This is a genomic window from Kitasatospora sp. NPDC058406, assembly GCF_042722765.1.
Taxonomy (GTDB): Bacteria; Actinomycetota; Actinomycetes; order Streptomycetales; family Streptomycetaceae; genus Kitasatospora.
Genome location: NZ_JBHXKE010000255.1, coordinates 1 through 12,559, shown reverse-complemented (window position 1 = coordinate 12,559; position 12,559 = coordinate 1). Strand labels below are relative to the sequence as shown.

6 protein-coding genes are annotated in these 12,559 nt (G+C 75.5%); 5 read left to right on the top strand and 1 reads right to left on the bottom strand.

The genetic code is table 11. From position 1 onward, the window contains the following. Positions 1-5,912, bottom strand: a 5,912-nt coding sequence (locus ACFWOG_RS34120) for a tetratricopeptide repeat protein (RefSeq protein WP_380363110.1), incomplete at its 3' end; no start/stop codon positions are given. 551 nt (positions 5,913-6,463) lie between these two features. Here ACFWOG_RS34120 and ACFWOG_RS34115 point away from each other — a divergent pair. The 5 genes from ACFWOG_RS34115 to ACFWOG_RS34095 all read left to right on the top strand — a co-directional run. After that, on the top strand, positions 6,464-7,318 hold the full coding sequence (locus ACFWOG_RS34115; protein WP_380363108.1) for an S-adenosyl-l-methionine hydroxide adenosyltransferase family protein: 855 nt from the start codon (positions 6,464-6,466) through the stop codon (positions 7,316-7,318). Between the two features lie 58 nt (positions 7,319-7,376). Next, a complete protein-coding gene (locus ACFWOG_RS34110; protein ID WP_380363106.1) occupies positions 7,377-8,390 on the top strand; it encodes a DMT family transporter in 1,014 nt (337 codons plus the stop codon). Beyond that, complete coding sequence (locus ACFWOG_RS34105; protein WP_380363104.1) at positions 8,387-9,361, top strand: quinone oxidoreductase family protein; 975 nt, start codon at positions 8,387-8,389, stop codon at positions 9,359-9,361. Before ACFWOG_RS34110 ends, ACFWOG_RS34105 begins: the two co-directional genes overlap by 4 nt. 212 nt (positions 9,362-9,573) lie before the next feature. Continuing rightward, the gene (locus ACFWOG_RS34100; protein ID WP_380363102.1) at positions 9,574-11,595 is read left to right on the top strand and encodes an FAD/NAD(P)-binding protein; all 2,022 of its coding nucleotides are present in this window, start codon (positions 9,574-9,576) and stop codon (positions 11,593-11,595) included. 178 nt (positions 11,596-11,773) lie between these two features. Further along, positions 11,774-12,559, top strand: a 786-nt coding sequence (locus tag ACFWOG_RS34095) for an S-adenosylmethionine synthetase N-terminal domain-containing protein (RefSeq protein WP_380363100.1), incomplete at its 3' end; no start/stop codon positions are given.

The following is a 12,559-nucleotide window of genomic DNA, read 5'->3' as shown; positions in this document are numbered from 1 at the left end:
GCCGGGTCGCGCGGGGCGACGGCCGCCCCGAAGGGTTCGGCGGGGGCGGCTTCGGCAGGGGCTTCCTCGTCGGGCACCGCCTCGACGGGGGCTTCCCCGCCGGGCGAGACGAGGCCGGGGGCGGGCCCGCCGGGCGCGACCGGCTCGGACACGGCAGGGCCGGTCGCGGCCGGGTCGGGCACCGCGGGGCCGGGCTCGGCCGGGCCCGGCCCAGCCGGGGCGGTGGGCTCGGCCGGACCGGGTTCGGTCGTGTCCGAGCGGGCCGCCGGCAGAGCGGCCGGGGCCCGCCGGGACGGCAGCGGCGCGGCCGGCTCCGGGGCGGCCCCCGCCCCGGCCGCCGCCCGGCTCTCCACGGCGATCGGGTGCCCGGCCCCCATCACGGCGTCCCGCCCGGCGCGGACGGCGGCGAGCAGGTCCGCCGCGGCCTCGTGCCGCCCGGCCGCCGCCAGCGCCCGGGCCAGGCCGACCGCCAGCGTGGGGAACAGCTCGGAGTCCCCCGTCCGGCGGCCGGCCACGGCCACGATCGGCTCGTCGGTGTCACGGTGCCCGGCCGCGAGCAGAGCGGGGACCCCGGAGGACAGGCCCTCGCGCCGGAGCCCGCGGTCCTCGACCACGGCCTCGTACACCCGCACCGCCCCGGCGTGGTCCCCGGCCCGGTGTCGGGCGAAGGCCAGATCCTGGCGGATGCCCAGGGTGCGCGGGTGGTACGGCCCCCGGTTCCCGGCGCTCTCCTCGGCGAGCTCCCCCAGCAAGACCACCGCGCGGAACGGCCGCGCGCCGAGCGCCAGCAACAGGGCGTGCGCCACCCGGCACTCCACCGTCTCGGTGTGCGCGGCTCCCAGCGCCTTCGCCGCCCGGTCGACCAGGGAGGCGACCAGGGTGACGGCCGTGCCGGTGTCACCGGCCAGATGGGAGGCGTAGGCGAGGCGGCGTCCGGTCAGGAAGACCCCGGGGTGGTTCGGTCCGAGCGCCCGCACCCAGTCGGGCACCAGCGCGGAGAGCTCGTCCACCGCCGCCCGGTAGTCCCCCGCCCTCCGCAGCGTGACGCCGAGGCTCGAACGGGCGTCCAGCACCGTCCGGTGGTCCGGGCCGAGCGCGTCGGCGGCCACCGCCCGCAGGTCGCGGTACCGGGCCGCGGCCTCCGGGTACCGGCCCGCCTCGCGGAGGGTGTACGCGATGCTGTCCAGGACGCCCAGGGTGACGGGGTGGCCGGCCCCTCGCAGCCGCGTCAGGTCGTCCCTGAGGGACTCGAAGAGCTCGACGGCGGCCGTGTGGTCCCCGCTCCACCGCAGGGCGTGCGCCAGGTCGGAGCGCGCGATGAGGCTGTCCAGGTGGTCGGGGCCGTGGATCCGGGCGACGTCGGCGACCAGGAGCTCCCGCTCCGACACCGCCTGGCGGTAGCGGCCCGCCTCCCGGTGCGTGAGGGCACGGTGGCGGCGTTCGTCGAGCGTGGCGGGATGGTCGGGCCCCTGGACCCGGGCCCGGTCCGCGATCAGCGCCTCGTAGAGGTCGGCGGCCACGCGGTACGCCCCGGTGTTCCGGTGGAGGGCGGCCACCCACGACCGTGCGTCCAGGGTGTCGGGGTGTTCCGCGCCCTGGAGGCGGAGGCGGTCCTCGACGAGGCTCGTCCGCTCGGCCAGGGCCTCGCGGACGCGTCCGTTGTCCTCCAGGGCGTACGCCACGGCGGCCCGTGCGCCGAGGGTCTCCGGGTGCTCCGGGCCCTTGAGGCGGATCCGGTCCCGGAGCAGCGTCTCGCGGACCGCCAGTGCCCCCGGCCCGTCCCCCGCACGGCTCAGCGCCCAGGCCAGTATCGAACGGGCCGCCAGGGTCTCGGCATGGTCGGGGCCGTTGATCCGGAGGCGGTCCGCCAGCAGTGCCTCCTGCCCGGCGAGCGCTTCGCGGAACCGGCCGGCGAGAACGAGCGCGTGCAGCAGGCCGACCCGCCCGGCCAGTGTCTCCGGATGGTCGGGCCCCTGGAGTCTGAGCCGATCCCGGTGGAGGGCCTCGTGGAGCGCGACGGCGCGGAGCGGGTCACCGGCTTCCAGGTGGGTCCAGGCCAGACCGTACCGGGCGACGAGCGTCTCGGCGTGGTCCGCGCCCGACACCCGCGTCCGGTCCGCCAGCACGGCCCCGTAGAGCTCCAGCGCGCGGGCGTGGTCCCCGGCCTGCCGACACGCCAGGGCCAGCCACCACCGCGCGCCGAGCGTCCCCGGATGGTCCGGCCCCTGGACACGGGACCGGTCCGCGGCCAGGTCCTCCAGGAGGAGGACCGCACGGCCGTGGTGGCCGGCGTCCGTGCAGGCCCTGGACAGGGCCCACCGCGCGTCGAGCGTGTCGGGGTGGAACGCCCCCTGCACCCGGGTGCGGTCGGCGACGACCTCCTCGTGCAGGTCGACGGCGCGCCGGTGGTCGCCGCTCCCCTGGACGGCGGAGGCCCTGCCGGAGCGGGTGCTCAGCGTCGTGGGGTGGTCGCCGCCCTTCAGCCGCAGGCGGTCGGCCAGCAGCAGGTCGTACAGCTCGACCGCGCGGCCGTGGTCGCCGGTCTCCCGGCAGGTCCACGCGAGCCACCCCCGGGCGACGAGCGTCTCGGGGTGGTCCGCCCCCTGAAGACGGGTCCGGTCGGCGACCAGGGATTCGAACAGGCCGATCGTCCGGCGATCACCCGCCGCCTGGTGCGCGGTCGCCAGACCGGACCGGGCGTTCAGCGTGTCCGGGTGGTCGGAGCCGAACAGGCGCGTCCGCGTCGCCACCAGTGCCTCGTACTGCTCGATCGCGCCGCGGTGCCGGCCGGCCTCCCGGAGCGCGAGGGCGAGGTCGGCCCGCAGACCGAGGACGTCGGGGTGCGTCGGACCCTGGAGGCGGGTCCGGTCGGCCACCAGGGCCTCGTAGGACTCGACGGCCCGCCCGTGCCGCCCCGCGTTGCGGAGCGCCAGGGCGAGGCTGGCCCGGGCGACCAGGGTCCCGGGGTGGTCGGGGCCGTGAAGGCGTTCCCGGTCGGCCAGCAGGGCCTCGTACAGGTCGAGGGCCCGCAGGTGCTCGCCGGCGTCGCTGCACGCCCAGGCCGTGCCGCCCCGGGCGGACAGCGTCTCGGGGTGGTCGGCCCCCGACACCCGCAGCCGGTCGGCGACCAGTTCCTCGTAGAGGCCGATCGCCCGGCGGTGCTCGCCGGCGCTCCGGCACGCCCAGGCCCACCACCACCGGGTGTCGAGGGTCTCGGGGTGGTCGGCCCCCTGGAGCCGGGTCCGGTCGGCCACCAGCGCCTCGAACCGGTCCACCGCCCGGCCGTGCAGGCCGGAGACCGAGCAGAGCCAGGCCAGCGTCCACCGCGTACCGAGCGTGCCGGGGTGGTCCGCGCCCTGCACGCGCGTCCGGTCCTCGACCAGCGCCTCGGCGAGGTCGACCGCCCGCCCGTCGTCCCCGGCCCGCTGCCACGCGCGGGCCAGGTGGGACCGCTCCGCGAGGGTGTCCGGATGGTGCGGGCCCTGGACGCGCAGCCGGTCGGCGACCAGCGCCTCGCGGTCGGCGAGCTCCTGCCCGGCTGCGCCGGCGAGGCGGCGGGCCTCGGCCAGCTCCGAGCGCTCCTCCAGGGTGTCCAGGTGGTCAGGCCCCTGGATCCGGCGGCGGTCCTGGACCACGGCCTCGTGGACGGCCACGGCGCGGCGGTGCTCACCGGCCTTCTGGTACGCCCACGCCAACCGGGAGCGGGCGTCGAGAGCGTCCGGGTGGTCGACGCCCAGCACCCGGATGCAGTCCGCCTGAAGGCTCGCCGATTCGGCCACCACGCCCGTCGGATCGCCGGCCTCGACGCGTGCCCTCACCAGCCGGCCCCGGGCGTCCAGGGTCTGCCCGTGGTCCGCGCCGAGGGTGCGCGTGAGGTCGCGGACCACGGCCTCGTGCTCGGCGACGGCGGCGCGGTGGTCGCCGGCGGCCGCGTGGGCGGCGGCGAGCCAGCCCCGGCTGGTGAGCGTGTCGGGGTGGTCGGCGCCGAGCACCCTGGTCCGGTCGGTGACGGCCTGCGCGTAGAGCGTCAGCGCGAGCCGGTGCTCCCCGGCGGTGAGCTGGGCGTAGGCGAGGCTGTTCCGGCCGGCCAGGGTGTCCGCGTGGTCGGGACCGAGGACCCGTACGAGGTCCTCCTGGAGGAGCTCGAACTCCGCGACCGCCTCCAGGCGGTGGCCCGACACCTGGAGCGCGTAGGCGAGCCCGGCGCGGCCGGCGAGGGTGTCCGGGTGGTCGGCGCCCAGGACCCGGGCGCGCTCCGTCACCACCGTCCGGAACTCCTCGACCGCCCGCCCGTGGTCGCCCGCCTTCCGGTAGGCGTGGGCGAGGGAGTGCCGGTCGGCCAGGACGGCGGGGTGGTCGGGGCCCTGGGCCCGGCTGCGGTCGGCCACCACGGCCCGGCAGAGCTCGACCGCCCGGGCCGGATCGCCGACCCGGGCGTGGAGTTCGGCGAGCCTGCCCCGGGCGGCGAGCGTCTCGGGGTGGTCGGCGCCCAGCAACCGGCGCCGGCCGTCGGCGACCGCCGCGACCAGGGGGATCACGAAGACCCGCTGTTCCGGCTCGGGGAGTTCCTCGGCGGCCAGCCGGTAGAGCTCGATCGTCTCCGGCGTGGGGCGCGACGAGGAGTCGACGGAGGACGCCAGCTCCCTGATGTGCGGCAGCAGTGCCCGGCGGGCCTCCTGGTCGGCCTCCGGCCAGAGGCGGGCCACCGCGGCGGCGAGGTTCCGCTCGGCCCGCGAACGGACCCTCCGGTCCTGGTCGCCCGCCCGCAGGACGCTCCGGAGCAGCCGGTGGACCGCCACCGTCTGCGGCCCGAGGGTGATGAGGTGATATCCCGCCAGCACCTTCAGGGCGGTGTCCACCTCCTTCGGACTCCGGGAGCCGAACGGCCGCAGCGCCTCGCTCGGCAGGGCCTCCGGGGCGTACCAGGCCAGCGTGCGCAGCAGCTCGACGGCGAACGGGGCGGTCCGCCCGACGGTGTGCAGCGTGGTGCGCCAGAGCCGCGAGACCGTGTCGAGGGCCGAGGGCATGGCGGGCGACTCGGACGGGGCGACGGCGCGCAGCAGTTCCCGGAAGGCGCCGAAGGTCGTCCGGGCCTGCTGGACGTGGGCGCCCGCCTGGGAGAGGGCAAGAGGCAGGTGCCCGAGCTCGTCGGCCAGCGCCCGGGCCTCGGCCTGCTCGACCTCGTCGGCCCCGGCGGGCTCCTCACCCGGCCGGGCGGTGCCCCAGAGCAACTGGACGGCGAGCGGTGCGTCGAGGACGTCGATCCGGATCGGGCGGATGCCCTGGTGCCAGCCGTCGGCGCGTCTGCTGGTGACCAGTTGGTGGCCGCGGCCGAGCAACCGGCTCAGGTAGGGCGCCAGGTGGACCGGGTCCTCGACGTTGTCGAAGACCAGCAGCCAGTTCTCGTGCGCGCGCAGCCAGGCCACCGCCCACTCGGCCTGGCGGCTCAGGGGCTCGGTCAGCGCCCAGTCGCGGTGCAGGTGGACGGCGAGGTCCGCGAGGGCCTCGGCGATCTGTTCCTCCGACTCGGCGGTGATCCACCAGATCAGCCCGTAGGTGTTCACGTGCTTGTAGGCGTAGTGCAGTGCCAGCGCCGTCTTGCCGACGCCGCCCAGGCCGTGCAGGGTGGCCGCCTGGGTGACCAGACCGCCGCCCTCGGCCAGGGCCTCGCCGATCGCGTCCACCTCCGCTTCCCGGCCGACCAGTTCACCGGTCGGCCGGGGTGGCAGGTGGTGGGACTTCGGTGCGGCCTCGACCGTCAGGGCCGCGGCTTCGGCCTCCGGCGTCAGCACCACCGCCCGCTGCTCGGCGTGCGGGTTCCCGTCGGTGACCGCCGACGAGACCGCTCGGGGACGCTGCTCGAACGGCTCGTGGCCGGGCACGCCGTCCTCGGGACGGACGTACGTCGTCATGGAGATGTTCACGTCGGCGCCCGCCCCCCGGTTTCGGCTGCCGCCCACCGTAGCGGCCGCGGGGCGCGCCGTCTGCGCGTTCGGCCGGCTCGCGGCGACCGAGGCCCAGTTGTGACGTTCCGTCAGGCCCGGTCCTCGGTGGCCGCGTCCGCACGCGGGTCCGCGAGCACGTTCACCGGCGCGTCCGGCGTCCACGACCGCCCGTGTCGGGCGGGACCGGTCCGCACACGAATGCGGGTGCGCACGTACGCACCCGTCCGACCCGGTCATGGTATTTTCCGTCGACCCGTGCGCACTATTCCACGGCCCCGACCGGCACATTTCCCCAAGTGGCGGGCATCATTCCGGTTTGTCGAACCGACTTAATGCGGCTGCAACAGCACAAGCTTTCTTCGGCGCCGACCGGGTGCTAGCCTCGCTTCAATCTCGCGCCGCTTGAATCGCCCTTTACCAGGGGATTCCCGCCGGATATTCCCGACCGCCCTGCGGCGTTCCGGCCCGTCACCCCCAAAGCACGCCGTCCCGTTTCGGTAATCCTGAAAGGGTTCAGCATGTCCGTCTCCCCCGCAGCCACCGCCACCGCCGGCCTGCTCGCGCCCCGGCCGATCGTCGGGCTGCTCACCGACTTCGGGCTCGTCGACGACGCCGTCGGCATCTGCAAGGGCATGGTGCTCAGCATCGCCCCGCACGCCAACATCATCGACGTCACCCACGACGTGACGCCGTTCGACATCTACGAGGCCAGCCTCTACATCCGCGACTCGTTCCGGTACTTCCCCGGCGACGCCGTGTTCGCGTGCGTCACCTTCCCGCACACCGGCGTCCAGGACAACGCGATCGGCCTCCGCACGCCCCAGGGGCACACCTACTTCGCACCCGACAACGGACTGCTCACCCGCATCGTCAAGGAGGCGGGCGTGGCCGAGGTGCGCCGCATCACCTCCGAGAAGGTCCGCCGCCCGGTCATCGACCCGACGTTCTACGGTCGCGACATCGTCATTTCCGCCGCCGCGCACATCGCCAACGGAATATCGTTCAGCGAAATCGGCGACGAGATCGAAGCTTCCGACATCACGCTGCTGGACGTCGCCGAACCCACCGTGGAGGACGGCTGGATAGTCGGCGAGGTCGCGATTCTCGACAAGAACTACGGAAACGTCTGGACCAGCATCACCCGGGAATTCCTGGACAGCCAGGGCGTCGATTTCGAGGCCGCCCTGGAGATCGAGATCGGGGGCGCCCGGCTCTCCACCCCGCTGCGCCGCACCTTCGGCGAGACCGGCGAGGGCGAGCCGCTCGCCTACATCGCCAGCCGCGACCAGCTCGGCCTCGCGCTCAACCAGGGCAACTTCGCGGCCCGGTACGGGGTCGAGCGCGGCCACACCGTCCGGGTGAAGGTCCGCTGACCCCCGCCCCCGCGGATCCCGCCCCCACCCGCCCCATCGACCGGAAGGGCCCACCACCGTGCGCGCGCAGGGCTACCTATACGCGCTGCTGACCGCCGCCTTCTTCGGCGCCGGCGCCGTCCTGGCCAACCGGGTGACCCGCGAGATCGATCCGTTGCTGACCACCGAGCTCAACCTGTCGATCGGCGCCGCGCTGCTGGCCGGATACCTGGTGGCGCGCCGCCGACCGCTGGTCCCGCGCGGGCTCTCCGCCCGGGACTGGGCACGGGTCGGCTTCGTCGCGGTGGTCGGCACCGGCCTCTCGCTGGCCCTGGTGATCACCGGGCTGAGCCGGACCACCCCGGTCAACGGCGGCTTCCTGATCCAGCTCCAGGGCCCGACGGCGGTCCTCGCCTCGGTGTTCCTGCTCGGTGACCGGCTCCGCTGGTGGCAGTCCACCGGTCTCGCCGTCACCCTGGCCGGCGGCGTGCTGGTGGTGCTGCGCGAACCCGGCGCGGGCTTCACCGCCGTCGGCAGCGGCGACCTGCTCGTCCTGGCCGGCGCCGTCCTGGCCGGTCTCGCCTTCCTTCCCGCCAAGTCCCTGATGGCCCGGGTGCCGGCGCTCCAGCTGAGCCTCTGGCGGCTGGTCCTGGCGACGGTGGTGCTGCTGCCGGTCCTGCTGCTCGCGCCCGGTCCGCTGCGCTGGCACCCCGGCACGGGCACCCTCCTCCTTCAACTCCTGCTCGCCGTCACCAACTTCTGCCTGGCGTACGTGACGCTGCACCTGGCCCTGGACCGGCTGCGGCCCTGGGAGACCGCGAGCGTGCTGCAGCTGGAGCCGGCCTTCACGGTCGTCGTCAGCCTGCTGGCCCTGTCGCTGGCGCCCACGCCGCTGCAACTGGCCGGCGGCGTCCTGATGATCGCCGGCGGCCTGGTGTCCAACCGCCCCGCACGCCCTCCGGCCACCGCGCCGGCCACCGAACCGGCCCCCGCGCCGGCCCCCGACCCCCTGCCGATCCCGGACGGCGGCAGCCTGCCGTCGCCCGTACCCGCCAACCCCGCCTACCAGAACAGCCGAGGTACCACCCCATGAAGGCGATCCGCGTCCACGCCCACGGCGGCCCCGAGCAGCTGCGCGTCGACGACGACGTGCCGGTGACGGAGCCCGCCGACGGCGAGATCCGCATCCGCACCGAGGTCATCGGCGTCAACTACGTCGACGTCTACCACCGGCAGGGCGTCTTCCCCGTTCCGCTGCCCTTCGTCCCGGGCATGGACGCCGTCGGCACGGTGGACGCCGTCGGCCCCGGCGTCACCGAGGTGGCCGTCGGCGACCGCGTCGCGTACGGCGAAGTACCCGGCGCCTACGCCGAGTTCGTCACCGTGCCGGTCCGCCTGGTGGCGGCCGTGCCGGACGGCCTGGACTCCGGCCGGGCCGCCGCCGCGATGCTCCAGGGCCTGACCGCCCACTACCTGGCCCACGACTCGCACCCGATCGCCAAGGGCCAGGTGGTCGTGGTGCACGCGGCGGCCGGCGGGGTCGGGCAGTTCCTGGTCCAGTTCGCCAAGCGGGCCGGTGCCCACGTGATCGGCACCGTCTCCACCGACGAGAAGGCCGAGCTGATCGCCGGGCTCGGCGCCGACACCGTGGTCCGCTACGACCGGGAGAACTTCCGGGAGGTCGTCCACCGGGTCACCGACGGCGTGGGCGCCGACGCGGTGTACGACTCGGTCGGCAAGGTGACCTTCCTCGACAGCCTCGACTCGCTGCGCCCGCGCGGCACCCTGGTCGTCTACGGCCGGGCCAGCGGCACCCCCGACCCGATCGACCCGTTCCTCCTCGTCCAGAAGGGCTCGCTGCGGCTCACCTGGCCCAGCCTCACCCACCACGTCCGGACCCGCGAGGAGTTCACCACCCGGACCGGCGACCTCTTCTCCGGCCTGATCGACGGCTCACTGCGGGCCCGGATCGACCGCGAGTACGACTTCGCCGACGCCCCCGCCGCGCACGCGCAGCTGGAGCGCCGCGAGAGCCTCGGCAAGATCCTGCTGCGCCACCCCTGACGCACGGGTTCCGGCGCGCGAGGTTCCGGCGCGCGGGATTCGAGGCGCGAGGTCCGGCGCACGGGTTCCGCACCGCCCCCGGGAACGGCCGCGTCACGCCGCCCCGGGCCCGTCACGACCGCGTCACCACCGTCGCACCACACCTGCCCGACGCCCCGCCGGACTCCGCCTTCGCCGGCGGGGCGTCGACCCAGAACGGGAGGACATCGACCATGGCTCCCCACTCCCCCGGCCCGTCGGCCCGGCACCGGCAGATCGCCGTGGTCGGCGCCGGCCCCCGCGGCCTCTCCGTCCTCGAACGGCTGCTGGCCAACGAACGGTCCCGCCCGTCGGCCGCCGCGCTGACCGTCCACCTCGTCGACCCCTACCCGCCCGGCGCCGGGCGGGTCTGGCGGACCACCCAGTCCCGCCTGCTGCTGATGAACACCGTGGCCTCCCAGGTCACCGTCTTCACCGACCCGAGCGTCACCATCGACGGCCCGGTCGAGGAGGGCCCGAGCCTCTACCAGTGGGCCAAGTCGACCGTCCCGCACGGCGGTCCGGGCGAGTACGACGTCCCGGTCCGGGCCGAGGCCCGCGACCTGTCGCCGGACGCCTACCCGACCCGCGCCTTCTACGGCCGGTACCTGGTCGACGTCTACCGGCGCGTCCGCTCCACCGCCCCGGCACACTGCCGGATCGTCGAACACCGCACCCGTGCGGTCGAGTTGGACGACACAGACCCGCTCCCCGGAGCGTCCCAGGTGCTCACCCTCGCGGACGGCCGGCGGCTCGTCGGCCTGGACGCGGTCGTCCTCGCCCTCGGCCACGTCCCGGCCGGCGCGACGTCCGGCGAACGCGCCCTGGCCCGCGCCGCCGCCGCACACGGCCTCACCTACCTCCCGCCCGCCAACCCCGCCGACGTCGACCTGTCCACCCTGCCGCCCGGCCGCCCCGTCCTGGTCCGCGGTCTCGGACTCAACTTCTTCGACCACCTGGCCCTGCTCACCCGCGGCCGCGGCGGCCGGTTCGCCGAACACAGCGGCCGGCTGGTCTACCACCCCTCCGGACGCGAGCCGCTGATCGTGGCCGGCTCCCGCCGCGGCGTGCCGTACCACGCGCGCGGCGAGAACGAGAAGGGCGCCCACGGCCGCCACACCCCCCGGCTGCTCACCGAGGAGTACGTCGCCCGGCTGCGCAAGCGGGCCGAGGCGGGCGAGCCGGTGCGCTTCGCCGACGACCTGTGGCCGCTGGTCGCCCGCGAGGTGGAGGCCGTGTACTACGCCACGCTGCTCGCCGCGACCGGCCACCCGGAGACCGGCGCCCGGCTGGCCGAGGAGTACCTCGGCACCGACCCCGACCGGCGGGCCGCCCTGCTCGACCGGCACCGGATACCCGAGACGGAGCGCTGGGACTGGCACGCCCTCGCCCACCCGCACGCGGACCGGCGCTTCGGCGACCGGGCGGAACACCGAGCCTGGCTCCTCGGCCAACTGGCCCGGGACGCCCGCGAGGCCCGGTCCGGCAACCTCAGCGGACCGCTCAAAGCGGCCCTCGACGTGCTGCGCGACCTGCGCAACGAGATCCGGCTCGCCGTCGACCACGGCGGCATCGAGGGTTCCTCCTACCGTGACGACCTGGAGTCCTGGTACACCCCGCTGAACGCGTTCCTCTCCATCGGCCCGCCGGCCTCCCGGATCGACGAACTGCGCGCCCTGATCGAGGCCGGCGTCGTCGAGGTCCTCGGCCCGGACGTCCGGATCGGCCTCGACACCACCGGGCCGCAGCCCTCCTTCACCGCCCACTCCCCCGCCGTCGACGCGCCGCCGGTGCGCGCGCGGGCCCTGATCGAGGCGCGGCTGCCCGAACCGGACCTCCGCCGCACCGGCGACCGGCTGCTGCGGCGGCTGCTCGACGCCGGACAGGCCCGCACCTACCGGATCCGGGACACCTCCGGCGCGGCGTACGAGACCGGCGGCCTGGCCGTCACCGAACGCCCCTACCGGCTGCTCGCCGCGGACGGCCGCGCCCACCCCCGGAGGTTCGCCTACGGAGTCCCGACCGAGGCCGTGCACTGGGTCACCGCCGCCGGCATCCGGCCGGGCGTCAACTCGGTGACCCTCGGTGACTCGGACGCCATCGCCCGCGCCGTCCTCGCCCTGCACCCGCTCCTGCCGGCCGCGGCGCCGGCGCCCGCGCCCGCACCGGTCTCCCAGGCCACCGCGCCCGCCCCGCACACCGGCGTGGCGGTCTGACCGCCACCCCGTACCACCGCACCGGCCCCGCACCGGCCGCTGCACCCGCCGCTGCATCTGCGCCCTCCGCCGCCCCCTGCACCCGCCGTTCGCACCCGCTGTTCGCACCCGCTGTTGCCCCCGCCCCGCTCCGCCCGCCCGCGGTCCGCCCGGACCGCCGACCTTCCAGGGATTCGCCATGTCCAGGCGGCTGTTCACCTCGGAATCCGTGACCGAGGGCCACCCCGACAAGATCGCCGACCAGATCAGCGACACCATCCTCGACGCGCTGCTCCGCGAGGACCCGGCCTCCCGGGTCGCCGTGGAGACGCTGATCACCACCGGCCAGGTGCACATCGCCGGGGAGGTGACCACCACCGCCCACGCCGACGTCGCCGCACTCGCCCGCGCGAAGATCCGGGAGATCGGCTACGACTCCTCGGAGAAGGGCTTCGACGGCACCTCCTGCGGCGTCTCGGTCTCGATCGGCGCGCAGTCCCCCGACATCGCGCAGGGCGTCGACAGCGCCTACGAGGCGCGCGTCGGAGGGTCCTCGCCGGGCCGGTCCGCAGCCGACGGCGACGCCGACGACCTGGACCGGCAGGGCGCCGGCGACCAGGGCCTCATGTTCGGCTACGCCACCGACGAGACACCGACCCTGATGCCCGTCCCGATCGACCTGGCCCACCGGCTCTCCCGCCGCCTCGCCGAGGTCCGCAGGAACGGGGCGATCCCCTACCTTCGCCCCGACGGCAAGACCCAGGTCACCATCGAGTACGACGGCGGCCGGCCGGTCCGCCTCGACACCGTGGTGGTCTCCGCCCAGCACGCCGCCGAGATCAGCCTCGACGGCCACCTCACCCCCGACATCCGCGAGTACGTGGTCGAGCCCGTGCTCGAACTCCTCGCCGAGGACGGCATCAAGCTGGCCACCGACGGCTACCGCCTGCTCGTCAACCCGACCGGCCGGTTCGAGATCGGCGGC